The sequence below is a fragment of the Roseivivax sp. genome (assembly GCF_054552075.1).
On sequence record NZ_JBTOLZ010000020.1, the window covers coordinates 18,085 to 41,541 of the forward strand.

Annotated in this window: 19 protein-coding genes; 17 read left to right on the forward strand and 2 right to left on the reverse strand. The window is 68.7% G+C overall.

The window, feature by feature from the left end:
* Positions 1 to 74 precede the first annotated feature (74 nt).
* From putP to fahA, 3 genes are all read left to right on the forward strand, one after another.
* A complete protein-coding gene (putP, locus tag ACX938_RS14555) occupies positions 75 to 1,532 on the forward strand; it encodes a sodium/proline symporter PutP (protein WP_232754772.1) in 1,458 nt (485 codons plus the stop codon).
* Positions 1,529 to 2,434, forward strand: a complete 906-nt coding sequence (locus tag ACX938_RS14560) for a DMT family transporter (RefSeq protein ID WP_459431599.1) — start codon at positions 1,529 to 1,531, stop codon at positions 2,432 to 2,434. The genes putP and ACX938_RS14560 overlap by 4 nt, the downstream gene beginning before the upstream one ends.
* Positions 2,435 to 2,531: 97 nt before the next feature.
* Entirely contained in the window at positions 2,532 to 3,824 is a 1,293-nt protein-coding gene (gene fahA, locus ACX938_RS14565) for a fumarylacetoacetase (RefSeq protein WP_459431600.1), read from the forward strand.
* Between the two features lie 218 nt (positions 3,825 to 4,042).
* Here fahA and ACX938_RS14570 read toward each other — a convergent pair whose 3' ends face one another.
* Positions 4,043 to 4,891 (reverse strand): MurR/RpiR family transcriptional regulator, encoded by an 849-nt coding sequence (locus tag ACX938_RS14570; protein WP_232754769.1) that lies wholly within the window; start codon positions 4,889 to 4,891, stop codon positions 4,043 to 4,045.
* A gap of 144 nt (positions 4,892 to 5,035) precedes the next feature.
* On the opposite strand from ACX938_RS14570, the gene ACX938_RS14575 reads away from it, so the two are divergent.
* The 4 genes from ACX938_RS14575 to ACX938_RS14590 all read left to right on the forward strand — a co-directional run bounded on the left by ACX938_RS14575 (position 5,036) and on the right by ACX938_RS14590 (position 10,524).
* Positions 5,036 to 6,007 carry a TAXI family TRAP transporter solute-binding subunit gene (locus tag ACX938_RS14575; RefSeq protein WP_459431601.1) on the forward strand — a complete coding sequence of 324 codons (972 nt, stop codon included), beginning with the start codon at positions 5,036 to 5,038 and terminating at the stop codon, positions 6,005 to 6,007.
* 112 nt (positions 6,008 to 6,119) lie between these two features.
* On the forward strand, positions 6,120 to 8,756 hold the full coding sequence (locus ACX938_RS14580) for a TRAP transporter permease (RefSeq protein ID WP_459431602.1): 2,637 nt from the start codon (positions 6,120 to 6,122) through the stop codon (positions 8,754 to 8,756).
* A 10-nt stretch (positions 8,757 to 8,766) separates the two neighbouring features.
* A complete protein-coding gene (locus ACX938_RS14585; RefSeq protein WP_232754766.1) occupies positions 8,767 to 9,195 on the forward strand; it encodes a universal stress protein in 429 nt (142 codons plus the stop codon).
* 3 nt (positions 9,196 to 9,198) lie between these two features.
* Positions 9,199 to 10,524 (forward strand): aspartate aminotransferase family protein, encoded by a 1,326-nt coding sequence (locus ACX938_RS14590; protein WP_459431603.1) that lies wholly within the window; start codon positions 9,199 to 9,201, stop codon positions 10,522 to 10,524.
* Positions 10,525 to 10,744: 220 nt separating this feature from the next.
* Here ACX938_RS14590 and ACX938_RS14595 read toward each other — a convergent pair whose 3' ends face one another.
* Positions 10,745 to 11,188: a Fur family transcriptional regulator gene (locus ACX938_RS14595; RefSeq protein WP_459431604.1), complete on the reverse strand. Its 444-nt coding sequence runs from the start codon at positions 11,186 to 11,188 to the stop codon at positions 10,745 to 10,747.
* Positions 11,189 to 11,291: 103 nt separating this feature from the next.
* On the opposite strand from ACX938_RS14595, the gene ACX938_RS14600 reads away from it, so the two are divergent.
* From ACX938_RS14600 to ACX938_RS14645, 10 genes are all read left to right on the forward strand, one after another.
* Positions 11,292 to 12,188, forward strand: a complete 897-nt coding sequence (locus ACX938_RS14600; RefSeq protein ID WP_459431605.1) for a metal ABC transporter substrate-binding protein — start codon at positions 11,292 to 11,294, stop codon at positions 12,186 to 12,188.
* A gap of 66 nt (positions 12,189 to 12,254) precedes the next feature.
* The gene (locus tag ACX938_RS14605) at positions 12,255 to 13,148 is read left to right on the forward strand and encodes a manganese/iron ABC transporter ATP-binding protein (protein WP_232754762.1); all 894 of its coding nucleotides are present in this window, start codon (positions 12,255 to 12,257) and stop codon (positions 13,146 to 13,148) included.
* Complete coding sequence (locus ACX938_RS14610) at positions 13,145 to 14,008, forward strand: metal ABC transporter permease (RefSeq protein ID WP_459431606.1); 864 nt, start codon at positions 13,145 to 13,147, stop codon at positions 14,006 to 14,008. Before ACX938_RS14605 ends, ACX938_RS14610 begins: the two co-directional genes overlap by 4 nt.
* The gene (locus ACX938_RS14615; RefSeq protein WP_459431607.1) at positions 14,005 to 14,832 is read left to right on the forward strand and encodes a metal ABC transporter permease; all 828 of its coding nucleotides are present in this window, start codon (positions 14,005 to 14,007) and stop codon (positions 14,830 to 14,832) included. Before ACX938_RS14610 ends, ACX938_RS14615 begins: the two co-directional genes overlap by 4 nt.
* 99 nt (positions 14,833 to 14,931) lie before the next feature.
* Complete coding sequence (locus ACX938_RS14620; RefSeq protein ID WP_459431608.1) at positions 14,932 to 15,600, forward strand: DUF1045 domain-containing protein; 669 nt, start codon at positions 14,932 to 14,934, stop codon at positions 15,598 to 15,600.
* 80 nt (positions 15,601 to 15,680) lie between these two features.
* Positions 15,681 to 16,913 carry a putative DNA modification/repair radical SAM protein gene (locus ACX938_RS14625; protein ID WP_459431609.1) on the forward strand — a complete coding sequence of 411 codons (1,233 nt, stop codon included), beginning with the start codon at positions 15,681 to 15,683 and terminating at the stop codon, positions 16,911 to 16,913.
* The gene (locus ACX938_RS14630; RefSeq protein WP_459431610.1) at positions 16,913 to 18,454 is read left to right on the forward strand and encodes a UdgX family uracil-DNA binding protein; all 1,542 of its coding nucleotides are present in this window, start codon (positions 16,913 to 16,915) and stop codon (positions 18,452 to 18,454) included. The genes ACX938_RS14625 and ACX938_RS14630 overlap by 1 nt, the downstream gene beginning before the upstream one ends.
* A gap of 342 nt (positions 18,455 to 18,796) precedes the next feature.
* Positions 18,797 to 19,894, forward strand: a complete 1,098-nt coding sequence (dctP, locus tag ACX938_RS14635) for a TRAP transporter substrate-binding protein DctP (RefSeq protein WP_232754756.1) — start codon at positions 18,797 to 18,799, stop codon at positions 19,892 to 19,894.
* A 109-nt stretch (positions 19,895 to 20,003) separates the two neighbouring features.
* Positions 20,004 to 21,314 (forward strand): TRAP transporter small permease subunit, encoded by a 1,311-nt coding sequence (locus ACX938_RS14640; protein WP_459431611.1) that lies wholly within the window; start codon positions 20,004 to 20,006, stop codon positions 21,312 to 21,314.
* 3 nt (positions 21,315 to 21,317) lie between these two features.
* Positions 21,318 to 22,673 (forward strand): TRAP transporter large permease, encoded by a 1,356-nt coding sequence (locus tag ACX938_RS14645; protein ID WP_232754754.1) that lies wholly within the window; start codon positions 21,318 to 21,320, stop codon positions 22,671 to 22,673.
* Positions 22,674 to 23,457 lie beyond the last annotated feature (784 nt).

Genomic DNA, 23,457 nt, shown 5'->3' on the forward strand with positions numbered 1-23,457 from the left:
GCTAGCGTCCGCGGATTACCTGTGACCCCGGGACGCCCTGTCCCCAAGGCACGGAGCGAAGAAAGGGATATTTCATGCAAATCGGCGTCTGGATCAGCCTCATCGCGTATTTCGCGCTGATGCTGGGCATCGGCTTTTATGCCTATCGCAAGTCCACCTCCAATTCCGAACAATACCTTCTGGGCGGGCGCAACCTGCCGCCCGCGGTCGCGGCCCTGTCGGCCGGCGCCTCCGACATGAGCGGCTGGCTCCTCCTGGGCCTGCCCGGCGCGCTTTACGCCACCGGCCTCATCGAGGCCTGGATCGGCATCGGCCTTTTCGTCGGCGCGCTGATCAACTGGATCGTCGTCGCCCCGCGCCTGCGCGAACAGACCGAGCGCTACGACAACGCGCTGACCATCCCGTCCTTCCTGGCCAACCGCTTCCCGACCCAGGCGACGGCGCTCCGGCTCGTCTCGGCGGTGATCATCGTGATCTTCTTCGCGGTCTACACCGCCTCGGGCCTCGTGGCCGGCGGCAAGCTCTTCCAGAGCGCCTTCGACGGCGGCTATCTGACCGGCGTCTGGCTGACGCTCGGGATCGTGCTGGTCTACACCGTGGTCGGCGGCTTCCTCGCGGTGAGCCTGACCGACTTCGTGCAGGGCTGCATCATGATGCTGGCGCTGGTGATCATGCCGCTCGTGGTGCTGTATGCCGGTGACGGCGGCGGCACCGACCAGGCGGCGGCGACGCTTTCCGAGGTCGATCCGAACTTCCTGTCGCTGACCGGCGGGCTGACCTTCATCGGCTTCCTTTCGGCGGTGACCTGGGGGCTCGGCTACTTCGGCCAGCCGCATATCATCGTGCGCTTCATGGCGGTGAAATCGGTGGCGGCGGTCTCGACCGCGCGCAACATCGCGATGACCTGGATGGGGCTGTCGCTGATCGGCGCGGTGGGCGTCGGCATCCTCGGGCGCGCCTATATCGAGCGCAACGAGATCGCGGTCGAGGATTCCGAGACCATCTTCATCGTGCTGGCCGAGATGCTGTTCCACCCGCTGGTGACGGGCTTCCTCTTCGCCGCGCTCCTGGCGGCGATCATGTCGACGGTCTCGAGCCAGCTCCTGGTCTCCTCCTCCTCGCTGGCCGAGGACTTCTACCGGCTCTTCCTGCGCAAGGAGGCCAGCGAAGGCGAGATCGTGACCGTGGGCCGGGTGGCCGTGGCCGCCGTCGGCATCGTCGCGGCGCTGATCGCGGCGGACCCCGAGAGCCAGGTGCTGGGCCTTGTCGCCAACGCCTGGGCGGGCTTCGGCGCGGCCTTCGGTCCCCTGGTGATCCTCTCGCTGACCTGGCGGCGGATGACCGGCGCGGGCGCGGTCGCGGGGCTCGTGACCGGCGCGGGCGTGGTGATGCTCTGGATCTGGACGGGCCTCGCGGCGGCGACCGGCATCTACGAGATCATCCCCGGCTTCCTCGCGGCCTTCGCGGCGATCGTCGCGGTCAGCCTGATGACCCGCGAACAGGGCGAGTTCCGCGCCATGCCGGCGGAATGACGCGGGCGGGCGCCCGGCAGGCCGCGGCGGCACAGGCCGCGGCCCGCCCCAGCGCCGCGCGGGGCATCGCGCTCATGTGCATCGGCGTCGCCTGCCTGAGCGTGAACGACGCCTTCGGAAAAACCCTCACCGCCGATTATTCGGCGGTGCAGATCCTGTTCCTGCGCAACATCATCGCGCTGCCCATCGCCATGGGCATCGCGCTGGGCCTCGGCGGGCGGGCGGCGCTGCGCTCGCACCGGCCGGGGGCGCATCTGGTGCGCGGCCTCCTCTGGGTGGTCGCGGCCTATCTGTTCTTCACCGGGCTGCGGCACCTGGGCCTGGCCGAGGCGACAGTGCTGATCTTCGCCGCGCCGGTCTTCATCACCGCGCTTTCGGCGCTGTTTCTCGGCGAGGAGGTCGGCTGGAAGCGCTGGTCGGCGGTGCTCGTGGGCTTTCTCGGCGTGTTGATCGTGGTGCGCCCGGGCAGCGCCACCTTCCAGCCGGCCTCGCTTTATCCGCTGGCCACGGCCTTCGTCTACGCGGTCCTGATGATCAGCGCCCGCTGGGTCGATCCGCGCGAAAGCGTCTGGACGATGATGCTCTACCTCGTCGGCATGGGGGCGGTGCTGAGCGGCATCGCAAGCCTGTTCGTCTGGCAGCCGGTGGCGCCCGGCGACCTCTGGCTCTTTGCCGGGGTGGCGGTTTTCGGCACGGCGGGGATGACCATGATGACCCAGGCCTTCCGGCTCTCCGAGGCGGTGGTGGTCGCGCCCTTCGACTATACCGCGCTGATCTGGGCGACGCTGCTCGGCTGGCTGATCTGGCGCGAGGTGCCGGACGGTTTCACCTACGCGGGCGCGGCGGTGATCATCGCCAGTGGCATCTTCATTGTCTGGCGCGAGGCCCGGGCCGGCGGTTGACAAGACGCCCGCGCGCGGCGGAGACCTTGGACCAGGCGCCGCCGCGCGACACCTCCCGCCTGAGCCCCCCACATCCCCAACCCCCGCGAGGACAGAGATGGCCCAAGACGACACCCACGATCCCGCCCGCCGGTCCTGGGTCGACAGCGCCAATGATCCGGCCTGCGACTTTCCGATCCAGAACCTGCCTTACGGCGCCTTCTCGACCGGCGACGGGGCGGTGCGGATCGGCGTGGCCATCGGCGAGGCGATCCTCGATCTGACCGCGCTCGAGGCGGTGGGGCTGGTGCGCCCGGGCGGCGAGACGGCGGTCTTCGACCAGGGCGTGCTGAACCCCTTCATGGCGCTGGGCCCCGAGGTCTGGACCGAGACCCGCCGGCAGATCGCGGGGCTGCTCGAGGCGGGCGTCGAGGAACGCCTGCGCGCGCCGCTCGAGGCGGCGCTGGTGCCGCAGGCCGCGGCCCAGATGCACCTGCCGGTCTTCGTGCGCAGCTACACCGATTTCTACGCCTCGAAGGAGCATGCGACCAATGTCGGCAGCATGTTCCGCGACCCCGAGAACGCGCTGACGCCGAACTGGCTGCACATTCCCATCGGCTACAACGGGCGCGCCTCGACGGTGGTGGTCTCGGGCACGGCGATCCGCCGCCCGCTGGGTCAGCTCAAGGGCCCCGAGGACGACGCCCCCCGGCTCGGTCCTTCGGCGCGGCTCGACATCGAGCTGGAGCTCGGCGCTTTGGTCGGCACCGGCAATGCCATGGGCCAGCCGGTCAGCACCGCCGAGGCCTACGAGATGATCTTCGGCTACGTGCTCTTGAACGACTGGTCGGCGCGCGACATCCAGGTCTGGGAATACCAGCCGCTCGGGCCGTTCCAGGCCAAGGCCTTCGGCACCTCGATCAGCCCCTGGGTGGTGACGCGCGACGCGCTGGAGCCCTTCCGCTGCCCGACGCCGCCGCGCGAGCGCGAGCTGCTGCCTTACCTGCAGGAGGCGACGCCGAACAACTTCGACATCCGCCTCGAAATCGACCTGGCGCCCGCGGGCGGCACGCCGGTCACCATCAGCCGGACGAACTACCGCGGCATGTATTATTCCGCCGCCCAGCAGCTGACGCATCACGCGCTTTCGGGCTGCGCCATGGGGCCGGGGGACCTGCTGGGCTCGGGCACGATCTCGGGCGAGAGCCCGGAAAGCTGCGGCTCGCTCCTCGAGATGACCTGGAACGGGCGCGACCCGCTGGATCTGGATGGAGAGAAGCGCGGCTTCCTGCAGGACGGCGACAGCGTGACCCTGCGCGGCTGGTGCGAGGGGCCCTATCGGATCGGCTTCGGCTCCTGCGAGGGCACGGTGCTGCCCGCTCCGGAGGCGCCGGGGGCGCCGGGGGACTGAGCGGGGCAGGGCGGCGCGGCGCGTGACCGGGGCTCCCCGTCTTCGGTCATGACAAGAGGCGCAACCGGGGCGCTGCCCCTAAGCGACGTCTCCGCCCCGGTGGCGATCCATTTCCTCGAAGCCATGTGACCACGCTCACGCCAATTCCGTCGCCCGAGACATCTAGGGGCGCCCCAATCAGCTCGCGCTTGCAACCATTCGAGAGAACCCGCCCCCACTCACCCGCGCCAATAGGCGCCGGCCTCCATCAGCCGCTGCTCGAAGCGCGCGACGTTTCGATGCGCGCCCTCGGAGCGCAGGATCATCGCCGCGGTCAGCGCCTCGGTCAGGGCAAAGGCGGCGATCATGCTCGGCAGGGGCTGCGGCCCGTGCATGCCCGGACAAAGCAGCACATCCGCCCCGCGCGCCGTCGGCGCTCCGGGCCCGTCGGTCACCGCGATGGTCCGGGCGCCGCGCTGGCGCGCCAGCTCGTGGGCGGCCACCGTCTCGATCGAGTAATGCGGAAAGGTGATCGACAGCACCGCGTCCTCGGGGCCGGTGCCGGCGATCTGGTCGCGGATGTCGCCCGGCGCGCCGGTGCGCGGGCCGACGTTCTCGACCGCCATCCGCAGCGTGTAGACCAGGTAATCGGCGATGGCGAAACAGCTCCGCACGCCGATCACATGGATGCGCCGCGCGCCGATCATCAGCTCGGCGGCCCGTTCCACCGCCTCGCGGGTTTCGTCGCTGAAGACGGTCGCGAGGTTGCGATGCGCCGCCTCGCGCAGCGCCTCGAAGGCGGCGGGGCCGGGGCGGCCGTGCAGCTTGTCGGCGCGCCGCCCGTAGATGTCGCCGCCGTGTCGCAGCGCGTCCTGAAAGGCCGAGCGGCAGGCGTCGTAGCCGCCAAACCCCAGCGCATGGGCCAGCCGCACAACGGTATTGGCATTGGCGCCCGAGCGGTCGGCCAGCCCCCGGACCGAGTTGAAGGCGATCTCCTCGGGCTGGTCCGACAGCCAATGCGCGAGGTCCGCGACCCGGGGCGCACCCGAGGCCGCCACCGCCCGCAGGGCGCGGCGCAGGTCGTCCAATGTGGCGGGTTGGCCGGTCAGCGCGTCCTCCGATCCCCTGGCTGCGTCTGGGGATACATTTGTATTGTCGGCTTGACCAATTGCAATGAATTGTTTCCCTTAGCCATACGAGTTTCGATTCTCGGAACGCACAGGGAGATTGACATGACCAAAGTTATGTTCGGCGCCGTCATGGCCGCCGCTACCGCCATCGGCGCAACCGCCGCCACGGCGCAGGACCAGACCTTCATTTCCATCGGCACCGGCGGCGTCACGGGCGTCTACTACCCGACTGGCGGCGCGATCTGCCGCCTGGTGAACCGCGGCCGCTCCGAGCACGGCATCCGCTGCGGCGTCGAGTCGACCGGCGGCTCGGTCTACAACATCAACGCCATCCGCGGCGGCGAGCTCGAGTTCGGCGTGGCGCAGTCCGACTGGCAGTATCACGCCTTCAACGGCTCCTCGCAGTTCGAAGAGCAGGGCGCCTTCGAAGACCTGCGCGCGGTATTCTCGGTCCACCCCGAGCCCTTCACCGTCGTGGCCCGCGCCGACGCCGGCATCGAGAGCTTCGAGGACCTCGAGGGCAAGCGCGTCAACGTCGGCAACCCCGGCTCCGGCCAGCGCGGCACCATGGAAGTGCTGATGGAAGAGATGGGCTGGTCGATGGACGACTTCGCCGTGGCCTCCGAGCTGCAGGCGGCGGAACAGAGCCAGGCGCTTTGCGACAACAACATCGACGCCATGGTCTACACCGTCGGCCACCCCTCCGGCTCCATCCAGGAGGCGACCACCGCCTGCGACAGCGTGCTGGTCGAGGTGAACAACGACGCCACCGCGTCGCTGATCGAGGCCAACCCCTACTACCGCCAGGCCACCATCCCCGGCGGCATGTATCGCGGCAACGACGAGGACACCGTGACCTTCGGCGTCGGCGCGACCTTCGTGACCTCGGCCGAGGTGGCCGACGAAGTGGTCTACGAGGTCGTCAAGGCGGTCTTCGAGAACATGGACCAGTTCAAGGGCCTGCACCCGGCCTTCGCCAACCTCGTGCCCGAGGAAATGGCCAATGACGGTCTCTCCGCACCGCTGCACGCGGGCGCCGAGAAATATTTCCGCGAAGCCGGTCTGATCGAATAACAAGGACCGGGGCGCCCCTGCCGCGAAAGGCGGGGGCCCCGCGACAATGACCGACAGGTCCGGGCCCGCGACGGGCCCGGACCTTCTGGGCCGATGGGACGAGGGAACGCGCATGTCGGACAATCCGAAGGGTGAAGGCCGCCAGTTCAGCGACGAGGAACTTCAGGATCTTGTCGCCAGCACCGACAGCGGCGCCCGGGCGCCGACCAACCCCAATCTCGCCAAGCTGATCGCCGGCCTGGCGCTGGCCTGGTCGCTGTTCCAGCTCTGGATCGCGCAGCCGCAGCTCTGGTTCGCGCAATACGTGCCGGTGCTGAACTCCTCCGAGACCCGGCCGATCCACCTGACCTTCGCCATCGTCCTGGCCTTCCTGGCCTATCCCGCCTTCAAGAGCTCGCCCCGCGGCCACATCCCGGTGGTCGACTGGATCCTGGCGCTCGGCGGGGGCTTCTGCGCTTTCTACATCTTCCTCTTCTCCGATCACCTGGCGATGACCGCGCGCTCGGGCCTGCCGACGCCGACGCAGGTGGTCATCGGGGCCGCGGGCCTGTTGATCCTGCTCGAGGCTTCGCGCCGGGCGCTGGGCCCGGCGCTGACCATCGTCGGCTCGCTCTTCCTGCTGTATGCATACATGGGCACCGGCTGGCTGATCCCCGAGCTTATCGAACACGAGGGCCTGAGCTTCACCGCGCTTATCAACGCGCAGTGGCTCGACACCGCGGGGGTCTTCGGCATCCCGCTGGGCGTCTCCACGGCCTTCGTCTTCCTCTTCGTGCTCTTCGGCTCGCTGCTCGATAAGGCGGGCGCGGGCAACTACTTCATCAAGCTCGCCTTCGCGGGCCTCGGCCACCTGCGCGGCGGCCCGGCCAAGGCGGCGGTGGTCGGCTCGGCCATGACCGGCCTGATCTCGGGCTCCTCGATCGCCAACGTGGTGACCACCGGCACCTTCACCATCCCGCTGATGAAGCGGGTGGGCTTTTCCAACGAACAGGCCGGCTCGGTCGAGGTCGCCTCCTCGGTCAACGGCCAGATCATGCCGCCGGTCATGGGCGCCGCGGCCTTCCTCATGGTCGAGTTCATCGGCATCTCCTACATCGAGGTGATCAAGCACGCCTTCATCCCGGCGGTGATTTCCTACATCGCGCTGGTCTACATCGTGCACCTCGAGGCGCTGAAGAAGGACATGCCGGCGCTGGGCGAGAGCAAGAGCTTCCTCGGCATGATCGTGAAGTTCTTCATCGGTTTCGCCATCGCCGGCGCGGGCTTCACCGCGCTGATCTACCTGGTCGGCGCGCTGCGCGCGGGCCTCGGCGATCTGACCGGCGTGGTGATGATGGCGCTTCTCGGGCTGGTCTACCTGGGCCTCCTGTCGGTCGCGGCCAAGCGCCCCGACCTCGAGGAGGACGACCCCAATGATCCCAACATCAAGCTGCCCACCGTGGGCGAGGTCTATGCCACCGGGCTGCACTACGTCCTGCCCATCCTGGTGCTTGTCTGGTTCCTGATGGTCGAGCGGCAAAGTCCCGCGAAATCAGCCTTCTACGCCACGTCCTTGATGCTTTTCATCATCGTCACCCAGCGCCCGCTCAAGGCGCTGTTCCGCGGCCTCGGCGGCGAGGTGGCAAGCGAGATGAAGAACGGCTTCACCGACCTGCGCGACGGTCTGATCGCGGGCGCGCGCAACATGATCGGCATCGGCGTCGCCACGGCGGCGGCGGGCATCATCGTGGCCACCGTGACCAAGACCCCGATCGGCACCGAGCTTGCGGGCCTGGTCGAGCAGCTCTCGGGCGGCATCCTGATCGTGATGCTGATCCTCGTGGGGCTCTTCTCGCTGATCCTCGGGATGGGGCTGCCGACCACGGCGAACTACATCGTGGTCTCCTCGCTCATGGCCTCGGTGGTGGTGTCGCTCGGCGCGCAGGAAGGGCTGATCGTGCCGCTGATCGCGGCGCATCTCTTCGTCTTCTATTTCGGCATCATGGCCGATGTGACGCCGCCCGTGGGCCTCGCTTCCTTTGCCGCCGCGGCGGTCTCGGGCGGGGATCCGATCCGCACCGGCTTCACCGCCTTTTTCTACAGCTTGCGGACCGTGGCGCTGCCCTTCCTCTTCATCTTCAACCCGACGCTGATCCTCTACGGGGTCGACCTCGGGACGACGGCGGGCATCCTGCAGGCGGTCTTCGTCTTCGTGACCGCGACCTTCGCCATGCTGCTCTTCGCCGCGGCGACCCAGGGCTACTTCCTGGCGCGCTCGCGGATCTACGAAAGCGCGGCGCTGCTTCTGGTGGCCTTCACGCTCTTCGTGCCGAACGTCTGGCTCGACATGGTGCAGAGCCCCTTCCGCGAGGTGCCGCCGGCGCAGTTCGAGCAGACGCTGGGCGAGCTTGACGAGGGCACCCGCATCCGCCTGCGCGTCGAGGGGCCGGACTTCAACACCGGCGAGACCGCCGAGACCACGCTGGTGATGAACGCCGAGGGCGCGACCGCCCAGGAGCGCATCGACAACTCCGGGCTGATGCTCTTCCCGGAAGGCGACACCGTGCGGCTTGACGAGCCGATGTTCGGCACCGCCACCGCCGAGAAGCTCTCGGACTTCGACTTCTACGCCGAGGACCCGGTGCGGCTGGCCGAGGTGCAGGTCCCGCAGGACCGGCTTCCGGCGCAGATCTTCTACATACCGGCGCTTCTGCTTCTGGGTCTGGTGATCCTGCTGCAGCGCCGCCGCCAGACCAAGCCGGCCTTCTGAGGAAACGACCATGCCGAAATCCGTCCTCCTGCCGATCGACCTGTCGTCCCAGCCCAGCTGGGCCAAGGCGCTGCCCGCCGCCATCGAGCTTGGCGGCGCCAACATGACCCTGCACGTGCTGACCGTGATCCCCGACTTCGGGATGTCGGTGGTCGGCAGCTTCTTCGACCAGGAGTTCGAGAAGCGCGCCCTGCACGAGGTGGGCGAGAAGCTCACGAGCTGGGTCAACGACAATGTGCCCGGCCGGATCGAGGTGCATCCGCATGTGACCCATGGAAGGGTCTACGACGAGATCCTGCGCGCCTCCGAGCGGCTGGATGTCGACGTGGTGGTCATGGCGGCGCAGACGCCGGACGTGGCAGACTACCTGCTCGGCCCCAACACCGCGCGGGTGGTGCGCCACGCCAAGCGCTCGGTCTACGTCGTCAGGGATCACTGAGCCATGGGCGGGCATGTCTTCGGCCGCTCCTCGGCCCCGCTGGCCACCGCCGAGCGCGGCGAGGGCTGCTATCTCTATGACAGCCAGGGCCGCGCCTATCTCGACGGCTCGGGCGGGGCGGCGGTCTCCTGCCTCGGGCACTCCGACCCGGACGTGCGCGCGGCGATCCACGAACAGCTCGACCGGCTGGCCTTCGCGCATACCGGCTTTTTCACCTCCGAGCCCGCCGAGGGGCTCGCCGACCTCCTGGCCGCCAATGCGCCCGAGGGGGTCGATAAGGTCTACCTGCTCTCGGGCGGCTCCGAGGCGGTGGAAGCGGCGATCAAGCTCGCCCGGCAGTATTACCTCGAACGCGGCGAAAGCGGGCGGCACCGGGTCATCGCCCGGCGGCAAAGCTACCACGGCAACACGCTGGGCGCGCTGGCCGCCGGCGGCAACGCCTGGCGGCGCGAGAAATACGCGCCGCTCCTGGTCGAGACCACGCATATCGCGCCCTGCTACGAATACCGCCACCGCGCCGAGGACGAGAGCCTCGAGGCCTACGGCCGCCGCGCCGCCGACGAGCTGGAAGAGGAAATCCAGCGCCTCGGCCCCGAGAGCGTCATGGCCTTCATCGCCGAGCCGGTCGTGGGCGCCACCGCGGGCGCGGTGCCCGCCGCGCCGGGCTATTTCAAGCGCATCCGCGAGATCTGCGACCGCCACGGCGTGCTCCTGATCCTCGACGAGGTGATGTGCGGCATGGGCCGGACCGGCACGCTCTTCGCCTGCGAACAGGACGGGGTGGCCCCCGACATCGTGACCATCGCCAAGGGTCTGGGCGCCGGCTACATGCCGATCGGCGCGATGCTCTGCGGCGCGCATGTGCACGACGCCATCGCCCAGGGGTCGGGCTCCTTCCAGCACGGCCATACCTACCACGGCCACCCGCTGGCCGCCGCGGCAGGCCGCGCGGTCCTGAGCGCGATCCTCGACCGCAACCTCCTGCCGCAGGTGCGCGCGCGCGGCGAGCAGCTGGTCGCCGCACTCGAGGCGCAGTTCGGCCAGCACCCGCACGTGGGCGACATCCGGGGCCGGGGGCTCTTCCGCGGCATCGAGCTGGTCGCCGACCGGGGCACCAAGGCGCCCTTCGACCCGGCGCGCAAGGTCAACGCCAAGATCAAGGCGGCGGCGCTGGACGAGGGGCTGATCTGTTATCCCGCGGGCGGCACGATCGACGGGCGGCACGGGGATCACATCCTCTTGGCGCCGCCCTTCATCATCTCCGAGGCGCAGATCGACGAGCTGGTCGGCAAGCTCGCCCGGGCCATCGACCGGACGCTTGCGAACTAGGGCGCTTGGCGCGCCCGCTTGGGCGGGCGGGAAGGGGGCGTGGACCGCGCCCCGTGAACCGGTTTGCTGTGATTTGGTGACAGCCTGCGCCCGTCGCGATGCGCGACGGCGGGCGTTTCTCGGTTTCTCTATCTCCGAAGATGCCCGCCCGCGGCCCTAGGCAACCGGGCCTCAGCGCCCGCATCCGACAAGGCGCGCGCCTAGCGGCACACCCCGCGCCTCAGCGCCGACGCCGCTTGCAGTAAAGCTCCAGCCGGTGCGCGACGATGTCGTAGCCGTGTTCCGCCGCGATCTTCTTCTGCAGCTGCTCGATCTCTTCCGAGACGAACTCCATGACCTCGCCGGTCTCCACGTCGATCATGTGGTCGTGGTGCGGGCGGCTGGCCAGCTCGTAGCGGGTCACCCCGCCGTCGAAAGTATGGCGGTGCAGATGCCCCTTGTCGGCCAGCGCCGCGAGCGTGCGGTAGGCGGTCGCCTGGCTGACGCTGGCGTCCTTGTCGCGCGCGCGTCCGAGCACCTGTTCGGCGTCCGGGTGGTCCTCGGCCTCGAAGAGCACGCGCACGATGGCGCGCCGCTGCCGGGTCACCCGCAAGCCCGCTTCGCGCAGGATCGCATCGCCTTCACTGCTGTAGAAATCCGAGGCCATGGCCGAACCATGAAGCATGCCGCGACCGGGCTCAAGTTTTTTTGCAAACCACTCGCAAAAAGTTTGACATTGCGAATTATTTGCATCTAGAGAGGGGCAAGCAAGCAGGAAAGGCAGTGCGATGACGAAGAGATCCCTCTGGCTGGCCACCGCTCTCGCGGCGACCCTTGCGGGCGGGGCCCAGGCGCAGGACAAACTCAAGGTGGTCACGACCTTCACGGTGATCGCCGACATGGCCGGAAATGTCGCCGGCGATGCTGCCGAGGTGGTCTCGGTGACCAAGCCCGGCGCCGAGATCCACGGCTACGAGCCGACGCCGGGGGACATCGTGCGCGCCTCGGACGGGGACCTGATCCTCTGGAACGGGATGAACCTCGAATTGTGGTTCGAGCAGTTCCTGACCAACCTGGGCGACGTGCCCTCGGTCACCGTCTCCGAAGGCATCGATCCGATCTCGATCCAGAGCGGCGCCTACGAGGGCGCGCCCAATCCGCACGCCTGGATGGGGCTCGAGAACGCGCTGATCTACATCGACAATATCGAGGAGGCGCTCTCCGAGGCCGACCCCGAGAACGCCGAGACCTATGCCGCCAATGCCGCCGCCTACAAGGACGAGCTGCGCGACACCATCGGGCCGCTCCGGGAGGCACTGGAGGAGGTCCCCGAGGACGACCGCTGGCTGGTCACCTGCGAGGGCGCCTTCAGCTACCTCGCCCGAGACTTTGGCCTGAAGGAGCTTTACCTCTGGCCGATGAACGCCGACCAGGTGGGCACGCCCCAGCAGGTCCGCGCGGTGATCGACGGGGTCCGCGAGCACGACATCCCGGTGGTCTTCTGCGAAAGCACCGTCAGCACCCGGCCCGCCGAACAGGTGGCGCGCGAGACCGGGGCGGATTTCGGCGGCGTCCTCTACGTGGACTCGCTGTCGGACCCCGACGGGCCGGTGCCCACCTACCTCGACCTGCTCGAGGTGACCTCGCGCACGGTGGTCGAAGGGCTGACCGGCGCGGGCGACTGAGCCAAAGAGGGCTCGCCGGATGACCGGCGGGCTTTATTTCTGTTCTGGACCAAGGAAAGGGCCCCCATGCGCGACGACCAGGCGATCACCGAGACCCGCCCGCCAGAGCTGGCGGAAGGGATCGACGTAGCGCATGTGACCGTCACCTACCGCAACGGCCATACCGCGCTGACGGATGCGAGTTTCACCATCCCGCGCGGCACCGTCACCGCGCTTGTCGGCGTGAACGGCGCGGGAAAATCCACGCTGTTCAAGGCGATCATGGGCTTCGTGCCGGCGGCACGCGGCAAGATCCGCATCCTCGGCATGGGGGTGCGCGCGGCGCTGAAGCGCAACCTCGTGGCCTATGTCCCCCAGGCCGAGGAGGTCGACTGGTCCTTCCCGGTGCTGGTCGAGGACGTGGTGATGATGGGCCGCTACGGGCACATGGGCATCCTGCGCCGCCCGCGCCCGGCCGATCACGCGGCGGTCGAGGCGGCGCTGCAGCGGGTCAACCTGACCGACCTGCGCCACCGCCAGATCGGCGAGCTCTCGGGCGGGCAGCGCAAGCGCGTCTTCCTGGCACGCGCGCTGGCGCAGGAAGGGCAGGTGATCCTGCTCGACGAGCCCTTCACCGGCGTCGACGTGAAGACCGAGGAGCAGATCGTGGCGCTCCTGCGCGCGCTGAAGGAGGAAGGCCGGGTCATGCTGGTCTCCACCCACAACCTCGGGTCGGTGCCGGAGTTCTGCGACCGCACGGTTCTGGTCAAGGGCACGGTCCTGGCGCACGGGCCGACGGAGAAGGTCTTCACCCGCAAGAACCTCGAGGCGGCCTTCGGCGGCGTGCTGCGGCACTTCACCCTCGGCGGCGAGACCCTGCACGAGGACGAGGACGCCCGCAGCGTCACCATCTTCACCGACGACGAACGCCCGCTGGTGCAATACGGCGACAAGACCCGGACCCGGGAGCCGCGGGAATGATCGCGACGCTGTATGAGCCCTTCACCTACGGTTATATGACCAACGCCATGTGGGTCTCGGCCCTCGTGGGCGCGGTCTGCGCCTTCCTGTCCTCCTTCCTGATGCTCAAGGGCTGGTCGCTGATCGGCGACGCGCTTTCGCATTCGGTCGTCCCGGGCGTCGCGGGCGCCTACATGCTTGGGCTGCCCTTCGCGCTGGGCGCCTTCATCGCCGGCGGGCTCGCGGCGGCGGCCATGCTGTTCCTCTCGGACCGTTCGGGGCTGAAGGTCGATGTGATCATCGGGCTGATCTTCACCTCCTTCTTCGGGCTCGGGCTGTTCCTGGTCTCGATCAACCCGATGTCGATCTCGGTGCAGACCATCACCATGGGCAACATCCTGGCGATCACGCCGGGCGACACGCTGCAGCTCGCGATCATCGGGCTGGTGTCTCTGGCGGTGCTGCTGGTCCTCTGGAAGGACCTCATGGTCACCTTCTTCGACGAGACCCACGCCCGCACCATCGGGCTCAACACCGGGGTTCTGAAGGGGGTGTTCTTCGTGCTGCTCTCGGCCTCGGTGGTGGCGGCGATGCAGACCGTCGGCGCCTTCCTGGTGATCGCCATGGTGGTGACGCCCGGGGCCACGGCCTACCTGCTTTGCGACCGCTTCCCGCGGCTCATCGCGACCTCGGTGGTGATCGGCGCGGGCACCAGCTTCTTCGGCGCCTACATCAGCTATTTCCTCGATGGCGCGACCGGCGGGATCATCGTCACCCTGCAGACGCTGATCTTCCTTCTGGTCTTCGTCTTCGCCCCGAAACACGGGCGGCTCGCCGCCCGCGCCAAGGCCCGCGCGGCCCTGAAGGAGGTCGAGGCATGATCGAGACGGCCCTTCTGCCCTTCCAGTTCCCCTTCATGCAGAACGCCTTCCTGATCGGGGTGATCGTGGCGGTGCCCACGGCGATGTTGTCCTGCTTCCTGGTGCTCAAGGGCTGGGCGCTGATGGGCGACGCGGTGAGCCACGCGGTCCTGCCGGGCATCGTGCTGGCCTATATCTTCGGGCTGCCGCTGATCCTCGGGGCCTTCGTGGCCGGCATGATCTGCGCGCTGGCGACGGGCTATCTCTCGGGCAACAGCCGGGTGAAGGAGGACACCGTCATGGGCGTCGTCTTCTCGGGCATGTTCGGGCTCGGGATCGTGCTCTACGTCTCGGTCGAGACCAATATGCACCTTGATCACGTGCTCTTCGGCAACATGCTGGGGGTCGAGACCCGCGAGCTCTGGACCGCGGGGGCGATCTCGGCTGGCATCGCGGCGCTGATCGGGCTGCAGTGGAAGGACCTGCTTCTGCAAAGCTTCGACCCGGCGCAGGCGCGGGCCAGCGGGCTGCGCGTGGGGCTTCTGCACTACGGTCTCCTGGCTGCCCTTTCCTTGAGCATCGTGGCCACGCTGTCGGCGGCCGGGCTGATCCTGGCGATCGGGCTTCTGATCGCGCCGGGCGCCATCGCCTTCCTGGTCGCGCGGACCTTCCGGCGGATGCTGCTGGTCGCGGTGGCGGTCAATATCTTTTCCATGGTGGCAGGGGTTTACGCCTCGTTCTTCATAGACTCCGCGCCGGCGCCGACGATCGTGCTGATCCTCACCATCTTCTTCATCGCCGCCTTCCTGCGGCGCCAGTTGCAGGTTCGACGGCAGACGTTATGAGGGGCGCATGGCTCCGCGCCCAAGCGGGGCTGTGCTAGGCTTTCCGCGCGAATCCCCCGGGAGCGATCCGGCAGGGGCCACGCAGCATGGGAGTGCGCAATGACCTCTTCGGGCTGGCAACGCTATGCCGTCTACTGGCTGCCGGACGGACAACTGGGCGAGCTGGGCGCAAGCTGGCTCGGCTGGGACGCGCGCCACGCGCGCCGTATCGACCCGCCGCAGATCAAGGCTCCGGGACCCAAGCGCTACGGCTTCCACGCGACGCTGAAGCCGCCGTTCCACCTGGCGCCGGATGAGGATGAGGTCGCACTTCTGGCGCGGCTCGAAAGCCTGGCCGGGGCTGCCGAGACGGTCGACCTCGGCACGCTCGAACTGCGCCAGTTGGGCCGGATCTGGACCCTGCAGCCCAGCCGGACCGAGGGCATCTCGGATCTCGCCGCCACGCTCGTCCGCGGGCTCGATCCCTTCCGCGCGCTGCCCGCCGCCGAGGAACTGGCCCGCCGCCGGGGCCGGGGGCTCAGCCCTGCGCAGGAGGCCAACCTGACGACCTGGGGCTATCCTTACGTGATGGAGGAGTTCCGCCCGCATCTGACCCTCTCCGGCGCGCGCGGCCCCGAGGGCATCGAGACCCGCGCGAAGGCGCATTTCGCCCCGGTTCTCGGCGCGCCCGCCACCATGGGCGCGGTGACGCTTCTGGGCGAGGACGGGCTGGGCCGCTTCCACCGCATCGCCGATCTGGCGCTGAACCGTGCCCGGGTCGCGACCTGACGCCGCATCCGGGCGCTGAAACGCAGCCGTGATCGCTTGGGCGCTTGCTTTGCCCGCGAGGGGGAACATAAAGTGAACGCATGGCACAGCGGTCACTTTCCGAAAAACTCGCGATCCTCTCCGATGCGGCGAAATACGATGCCTCCTGCGCGTCATCGGGGGGCGAGCGGCGCGACAGCCGCGACGGCGGCGGGCTCGGCTCCTCGGGCGGCTCGGGCATCTGCCACGCCTATGCCCCGGACGGGCGCTGCATCTCGCTCCTGAAGATCCTGATGACGAACTTCTGCATCTACGATTGCGCCTATTGCATCAACCGCGCCTCGAGCCGGGTGGAGCGCGCGCGCTTCTCGGTCGAGGAGGTCGTGCATCTGACGGTGGAGTTCTACCGCCGCAACTACATCGAGGGGCTGTTCCTGTCCTCGGGCATCATCCGCTCGCCCGACGACACCATGGCCGACATGGTGCGCATCGCCCGCAAGCTGCGCGAAGAGGAGGGCTTCCGCGGCTACATCCACCTCAAGACCATTCCCGACGCCAGCCCCGAGCTGGTCGAGGCGGCCGGGCGCTACGCCGACCGGCTGTCGATCAACATCGAGATGCCGACCGAGACCGCGCTCAAGGATCTCGCACCGGAAAAGGACGCGGGCGGCATCAAGCGCTCCATGGCCGATGTGCGCATGAAGCGCGAGGACAGCCGCAGCGGGCGCAGCTGGCGCGGCAAGCGGCCCGCGCGTTTCGCGCCCGCCGGCCAGTCGACGCAGGTCATCGTCGGGGCGGATGCGGCCAACGACCGGACGATCCTGACGCAAAGCTCGGATCTTTATGCAAGCTACGGGCTCAGCCGGGTCTATTACTCGGCCTTCTCGCCGATCCCCGACCCGGCCAAGGCGCTGCCCCTGAAGCCCGCGCCGCTCTTGCGCGAACACCGGCTCTACCAGGCCGACTGGCTCCTGCGCTTCTACGACTTCGGGGTCGAGGAGATCGGCGGCGCCTCGGGGATGCTCGATCTCGACATCGACCCCAAGACCGCCTGGGCGCTGGCCCATCGCGAGCACTTCCCGGTCGACGTGAACCGCGCCAGCCGCGAAGAGCTGCTGCGGGTGCCGGGCTTCGGCACCAAGACCGTGGGGCGGGTGCTTTCGGCCCGGCGGCGGGGGCAGGTGCGCTACGAACACCTCAAGGCCATGGGCGCGGTGATGAAGAAGGCGCAGCCCTTCATCACCTGCGCCGGCTGGAGCCCGCGCGGTCTGCTCGAGGCCGAGCACCTGCGCGCCCGCTTCGCCCCGCCGCCCGAGCAGCTGTCGCTGATCTGATGCGGCGGGTGGTTCTGCCGCGGGTCGGCACGGTGGCCGCCTGGCGCCGCGAGGCGCGGGCGCTCGCGCGGGCCGGTGTCGCGCCCGAGGACCTGGTCTGGTCGGTGGGCGAGGCGGCGCCCGACCTGTTCGCGGATGCGGGGGGTGATGGGGGTGCGGGAGCCGGTGACGCGCCGGTCGCCGGGGTGAGCGACGGCCTGTTTGCGGCCGGTGACGGCGCGTCTCGGGCACGCTCCGCCACGGCCACCCCTCCGTCCGTCCCGCCGCGCGAGTTGCGCCTGCCCAAGGCCGCCATCGCTACCATCGAGTCGGCGCTCTGCCATTCCGACCCCGAACGTTTCGCCCGTGCCTACCGGCTGGTGCTGGCGCTCTCGGCGGGCCGCGCGGCTTGGGGCGACCGCTCGGACCGCGACGTGCGCTGGGCGCTGGAGGCGGCGAAATCCGTCGGCCGCGACGTGCACAAGATGCACGCCTTCGTGCGCTTCCGCGAACTGCCCGCCCGCGGCCCGCGCCGCGCCTTCGCCGCCTGGTTCGAGCCCGAGCATCCCTGCCTCGAACGCGGCGCGCCCTTCTTCGCCAAGCGCTTCGGCGACATGGATTGGGTCATCGCGACCCCGCATCTGACCGCGCGTTTCGAAAATGGGCGGCTCAGCTTCGAGGAGACCGGCGAGACCCGCCCGCCGCCCGAGGATGCGACCGAGGATCTCTGGCGCACCTACTACGCCTCTATCTTCAATCCCGCGCGGCTCATGGTGAAGGCCATGTGCGCGGAAATGCCCAAGAAATACTGGAAGAACCTGCCCGAGGCCGAGCTGATCCCGGGGCTTGTCGCCGGGGCCGAGGCGCGGGTGCGCGCCATGGCCGAGGCCGCGCCTGCCGCCGCGCCCGACCGCCGCGCGCTGGCGCTGCGGGACCATGCCGCCCGGGTGCTGGCCAAGCCCGCGCCCGAGGGGCCGGTGGCGACGCTCGCGCAGGAGGTCGGCGCCTGCACCCGCTGCGGGCTTTGCCGTCACGCCACCCAGGCGGTGCCCGGAGAAGGGCCGGTCGGCGCGCCCCTGATGATCGTGGGCGAACAGCCCGGCGACCGCGAGGACCTCGCCGGGCGGCCCTTCGTGGGTCCCGCCGGCGAGGTTTTCGACCGGACCCTGGCGCGCGCCGGGGTGGAGCGCTCGGCGGCCTTCGTCACCAATGCGGTCAAACACTTCAAGTTCACCCCGCGCGGGCGGCGGCGCATCCACCAGCGCCCGGATGCGGGCGAGGTCGAGGCCTGCCGCTGGTGGCTCGACCTCGAACGCCAGCTGGCGCGCCCCAGGGTGGTGCTGGCCATGGGCGCAACCGCCGCCGAGTCGCTGACCGGGCAGGGCGGGGCGCTGTCGCGGCGGCGTGGCCGGGTCGAGACGCTGGCCGACGGCACCGAGCTTCTGGTGACCTGGCATCCCTCCTACGTGCTGCGGCTGCGTGAGCGCGACGCCCAGGCCCGCGCCGAGGCCGAGATCGCGGGCGACCTGGCGCTTGCGCGGCAGCTCTCGGAGCAGGGCTGAGGCCCGCGCCGGGCGGCGTGCGAGGGCAGGGCGCCGAGGGCAATCGGCCGGGTGACGCGCTTCGCCACTCGGTCCGGCGCACGGCAAAATCCACCCCGCCAACCTTCCCCAACTGGAACCCAAATCCCCCCGCCAAAGGCCCCCGATTGAGAGCGGTAACGCCGCGCCGCAGCTACGAAATTCCTTGCCGCGACTGTCGCAACCCCTAGCCTTGGCTGCGGGAGGAGGGTCGCAGCCCGACCACACGGTCGATGGTTCCTGCGGGCCCGCGCCGCGCCTGAGCGGCGCGCGTGACGCATGTCCCTTCTCCTCCCAAAAGCAAGAATATCTTGGGAGGACATCATGAAGACCATCACAACACGGCGCTCCGCGCTGCGCACGATTGCAGGGGCGGGGGCGGCGACGCTTGCCGCGCCGCATGTCGCGTCAGCCGCGTCGCATGGCACCACCTGGAAGATCCAGACCTCCTGGCCCGGCGGGGCCGGCCTGCAGATCTTCAAGGACTGGTGCGCCACGATCCAGGAGAAGTCCGGCGGCGAGCTGGCCTTCCAGCCCTTCGGCGCCAATGACGTCGTGGGCGACTTCCAGCTTTACGACGCGGTGAAGAACGGCGTGCTTGACGCGATCAACCCCTTCACCATCTACGGCCAGGGCATCGTGCCGGCGGCCACCTTCCTGACCTCCTATCCGCTGGGTCTGCGCAACCCGCACGAATGGGACGTCTTCTACTACGGCCTCGGCGGGCTCGAGATCGCGCGCGAGCTTTTTGCCGAGCAGAACATGATGTTCGTGGGCCCCGTGCACCACGGGCCGAACATCATCCACTCCAAGGTGCCGATCCGCTCGATCGACGATTTCGCCGGCCGCAAGATGCGCCTGCCGGGCGGCATGGTGGCGGAAGTCTTCACCGAGATCGGGGCCGAGACCACGGTTCTGCCGGGCTCGGAGATCTTCCCGGCGCTGGAGAAGGGCACCATCGACGTGGCCGACTACGTGGGCCCGGCGGTGAACTACGCGCTCGGCTTCAGCCAGGTGACCGACTACATCGTCATGGGCCCGCCGGGCTTCATGTCGCTCTATCAGCCGGTCGACCTCATGGACATCACGGTCGGCATGGACGCCTGGAACGCGCTCTCGCCCGAGATGCAGCAGTTCGTCGAGATGGAGACCCACGTCTATTCCGACATGCACCACGCGGCGATCCAGAAGGCCGACCAGGAAGCCTGGGAGAAGTTCGAGGCCGACGGCACCGAGGTCACCCGCCTCAGCCAGGACGACGTGGCGCTGATGACCGAGGTCGCCGTGCCGATCTGGTTCGACTATGCCAACCGCGATCCGAACGCGGCGCGGGTCTTCAAGATCCAGCTCGACTACATGCAGTCCGGTTCGCTCGGCTATGTCGACCCGGCGCTGACCGACGGTCTGACGCTGGACCTCTGAGCCGGGCGCGGCCCGGCCGCCCCCAGAGAGCCGCCCGGCGCGTTGCCCCGCGCCGGGCGGATGCCCCGTGTCCGAGGGGCGATCGCGCGACAACAACAAGGGACATTCCATGCCCGATCTGAGTTTCACGCTGCCACACTGGCTTTACTGGGTGGGGCTGATCGTCTTCCCGCTCATCGCCATGTCGCTGGCGCGGCGCCCCAAGGTCCAACGCAAGACCTATTCGCTGCCGCTGGGCTACATGATCCTGGTGACCGGCGGGATGCTGGGGCTGCACAGGTTCTACCTCAAGAACCTCCTGGGCTTCATCTTCCTGCCGATCTTCCTGGCGATCCTCTTCGCCAACGGCCAGGGCCAGGAGGCGCGCACCGAGGTTTCGAACTACGCCAACGAGGAGCGCGTCGCGCTGCGCACGCTCGAGCGCGAGGAAGAGCGGGTCTCCGAGGCGCGCTCGGAGATCGCGGGCTACCGGGCGGATTTCGAGGCCGCCGAGGAGGGCTCCTTCCAAAAACGCGCCGCCGAGCGCCGGGTCGAACGCGCCGAGCGGACCATCGAACAGGGCCAGGCCCGGATCGACGAGGCCCGCGTTGCGTTGACCGAGCTCGAGGCGCCGCTGAGCGCCGCGCGCGGCGACCGGCTGTTCTGGAACCAGGTGGCGGATTACGCCTTCTACCTGCTCCTGGCCTTGATCCTGCTCGATGCGCTGCTGCTGCCGCGCCTGGTCTCCAAGGCCAATGCGCAGCTGCCCGACGACACCCTGACCGAGAACGACCGCAAGCTGCAGGAGGCCGGCATCGGCGTCATGGAGGACGACGCGCGCTATGCCTCGAACTGGATCGACCGGCTGTGCCTCTATGCCGGCGAGTTCACCGCCTACTGGGCGGTGATCGCGGTCTTCGTCTACTACTTCGAGGTGATCTCGCGCTACGTCTTCAACGCGCCGACCAACTGGGCGCATGAGGCGATGTATCTGATGTTCGGCATGCAGTATCTCATCGCGGGCTCCTACGCGATGCTGACCGAACAGCACGTCCGGGTGGACATCTTCTACGCCGAGCTTTCGACCCGGCGGAAGGCGGTGGTCGACCTTCTGACCTCGATCTTCTTCTTCATCTTCGCCGGCACGCTCTTGGCGACCAGCTACATCTTCGCGATGGACGCCATCGCCGTGCCCTCGGGCAACGGGCTGATCAGCAGCTGGGCGCGCGGCGAGATCGCCACGACCGAGATGCTCTCGGGGTGGTCGCTGTCGCAATGGACCGACCCCAACATCCGCTGGGGCGAGATTTCCTTCAACGAATGGGAGGTGCCCTTGTGGCCCATGAAATGGGTGATGGTGGTCGGCGCCGTGCTCCTGGTGCTCCAGGGCGTGTCGAAACTGTCCAAAGACGTCCGCACCCTCGTGCGCGGGGAGGCCTGATCCATGGGAATTGAGATCGGAATCGGGTGGCTCACCCTGATCATGTTCGGCTCGCTCCTGGCGCTGCTGATGGCGGGGCTGCCCCTGGCCTTCGTCACCGGCGGCCTGGCCTGCGTCTTCCTGTTCGTGCTGGGCGACGAGCGGGCGCTGAATATCGTGCCCTCGCGGATCTTCCCGCTGATGACGAACTACCAGCTCTCGGCGATCCCCTTGTTCATCTTCATGGCCGCCATGCTCGAGAGGGCGGGGATCATCAACGACATGTTCGACGTGATCTACAAGGTCCTCGGCGGCGTGAAGGGCGGCCTCGCGGCGGCGACGATCCTGGCCTCGACGGTGCTCGCGGCCATGGTCGGCGTGATCGGGGCGGCGGTGGTGACCATGGGCATCATCGCGCTTCCGGCCATGCTCGAGCGCGGCTACGACCCGAAGATCGCCATGGGCTCGATCATGGCCGGCGGCACGCTGGGCATCCTGATCCCGCCCTCGATCCTGGCGATCATCTACGCGGTGGTCGCCGAGCAATCGGTGGGCGAGCTGTTCATCGGGGCGGTGATCCCGGGGATGATCCTGTCGGGGATGTATATCGTCTACGTGGTGGTGCGCAGCTACATCAACCCGCAGGTCGGCCCGCCGATCCCCATCGAGGAGCGCATCCCGACCCGGCAGAAGATCCGGCTGCTGGGCAACATGTCGGCGCCCATCGCGCTGATCGTGATCGTGCTGGGGGTGATCTTCTCGGGCGTCGCCACCCCGGTCGAGGCCGCGGGCATCGGCACTTTCGGCGCCTTCATCGTCGCCGCGATCCACCGCAAGCTCGACTGGCAGACCATCCGCGAGGCCTCGCTGACCACGCTCAAGGCCAGCGCCATGGTGATCTGGATCATGTTCGGCGCGACGATCTTCGTCGGGCTCTATGTGCTCGAGGGCGGCCAGCAGTTCGTGCAGGACGCGCTGGCGGCCACCGGTCTCGGGCCCTGGGGCATCCTGATCCTGATGCAGATCCTGCTGGTGGCGCTGGGGATGTTCCTCGACTGGGTGGGCATCCTGCTGCTCTGCGTGCCGATCTTCGTGCCGATCGTGAAGGCGCTCGGGGCGCAGGCCTTCGGGCTCGACAGCCCCGACGACCTGGTGCTGTGGTTCGGGGTCCTTTACCTCGTGAACATGCAGATGAGCTTTCTGTCGCCGCCCTTCGGCTACGCGCTCTTCTACCTGCGCGGCGTGGCGCCCCCGGAGATCCCGATGACCGACATCTTCAAGGCGGCGCTGCCCTTCCTGTTCCTGCAGATCGTGGGTCTGGCGATCTGCATGTTCTTCCCCGAGGCGGTGATCTGGCTGCCGAGGCTGGTCTACGGGTGAGGCCGCGCGGCGGGCGTCGGGCGGTAGTTCGGCGTCCGTTGGATTTTTCGAGAAAGAGAGGGGCGGGGGCTGCAGCTGCCGCCCCTTTTGGTTGGAGAGGGTGGGGCGGTCCTTCGGTGCGGTTCGTCGTGCTGGCGGGCCTCTCGTGCTGACGGGCCTCTGGTGCTGTCCCTCGTGTTGACGGGCATTGGGCGGTGCCCTGAATGCTGACGGGCCGCCGGTGGTAACCGGCAGGCTGGCGCGCTTTTAGTGGTGTCCGGTGTGCAGACCGGCCTCTGGTGGTGCCCAGTGTGCCGACGGGCCTCCGGTGGTGTCCGGTGTGCCGACAGGCCTCCGGTGGTGCCCAGTCTGCTGGCGGGCCTCTGGTGGAGGCCGGGCGTGAGCGTGGACCGCCGCCACGGATCCCCCAGGCGCAACGCTCCGTCTTTCTGCTGAACCCCAGAAGCCCCACCCGCCGACCTCACACCCCTCCCGACCAGAGGGCGCGTGCCGGACCGGGGGCCGGCGCTGCCGAGCTTCGGGCTATGCGCTTTATCCCCGCAACGTCAGGACTAAAGGCGATCTATGCGCTTCGCCCGCAAGAGCGCCGGCCCAAGGGGCCGGTCCGGCGCGCGCCCGGCATCTTCGATGCTATTCGGGCGCAAGGGGGGCGGGCCGGGCAGGGGGGCTCTTGCCCGTGTCGGGGTAGCGCTTTGTTGGGATGCGGTGTCTTGGCATTTCGTTGGAGGGTGTTCACCGTTCTGAGAACAGCCTGAGATGGCGGGCCGAAAGCGTCACTCCCGCA

Coding starts and splice junctions, on each gene's coding strand:
- putP (WP_232754772.1), top strand. CDS start 75: ATGCAAATCGGCGTCTGGATCAGCCTCATCGCGTATTTCGCGCTGATG.
- ACX938_RS14560 (WP_459431599.1), top strand. CDS start 1,529: ATGACGCGGGCGGGCGCCCGGCAGGCCGCGGCGGCACAGGCCGCGGCC.
- fahA (WP_459431600.1), top strand. CDS start 2,532: ATGGCCCAAGACGACACCCACGATCCCGCCCGCCGGTCCTGGGTCGAC.
- ACX938_RS14575 (WP_459431601.1), top strand. CDS start 5,036: ATGACCAAAGTTATGTTCGGCGCCGTCATGGCCGCCGCTACCGCCATC.
- ACX938_RS14580 (WP_459431602.1), top strand. CDS start 6,120: ATGTCGGACAATCCGAAGGGTGAAGGCCGCCAGTTCAGCGACGAGGAA.
- ACX938_RS14585 (WP_232754766.1), top strand. CDS start 8,767: ATGCCGAAATCCGTCCTCCTGCCGATCGACCTGTCGTCCCAGCCCAGC.
- ACX938_RS14590 (WP_459431603.1), top strand. CDS start 9,199: ATGGGCGGGCATGTCTTCGGCCGCTCCTCGGCCCCGCTGGCCACCGCC.
- ACX938_RS14595 (WP_459431604.1), bottom strand. CDS start 11,188: ATGCTTCATGGTTCGGCCATGGCCTCGGATTTCTACAGCAGTGAAGGC.
- ACX938_RS14600 (WP_459431605.1), top strand. CDS start 11,292: ATGACGAAGAGATCCCTCTGGCTGGCCACCGCTCTCGCGGCGACCCTT.
- ACX938_RS14605 (WP_232754762.1), top strand. CDS start 12,255: ATGCGCGACGACCAGGCGATCACCGAGACCCGCCCGCCAGAGCTGGCG.
- ACX938_RS14610 (WP_459431606.1), top strand. CDS start 13,145: ATGATCGCGACGCTGTATGAGCCCTTCACCTACGGTTATATGACCAAC.
- ACX938_RS14615 (WP_459431607.1), top strand. CDS start 14,005: ATGATCGAGACGGCCCTTCTGCCCTTCCAGTTCCCCTTCATGCAGAAC.
- ACX938_RS14620 (WP_459431608.1), top strand. CDS start 14,932: ATGACCTCTTCGGGCTGGCAACGCTATGCCGTCTACTGGCTGCCGGAC.
- ACX938_RS14625 (WP_459431609.1), top strand. CDS start 15,681: ATGGCACAGCGGTCACTTTCCGAAAAACTCGCGATCCTCTCCGATGCG.
- ACX938_RS14630 (WP_459431610.1), top strand. CDS start 16,913: ATGCGGCGGGTGGTTCTGCCGCGGGTCGGCACGGTGGCCGCCTGGCGC.
- dctP (WP_232754756.1), top strand. CDS start 18,797: ATGAAGACCATCACAACACGGCGCTCCGCGCTGCGCACGATTGCAGGG.
- ACX938_RS14640 (WP_459431611.1), top strand. CDS start 20,004: ATGCCCGATCTGAGTTTCACGCTGCCACACTGGCTTTACTGGGTGGGG.
- ACX938_RS14645 (WP_232754754.1), top strand. CDS start 21,318: ATGGGAATTGAGATCGGAATCGGGTGGCTCACCCTGATCATGTTCGGC.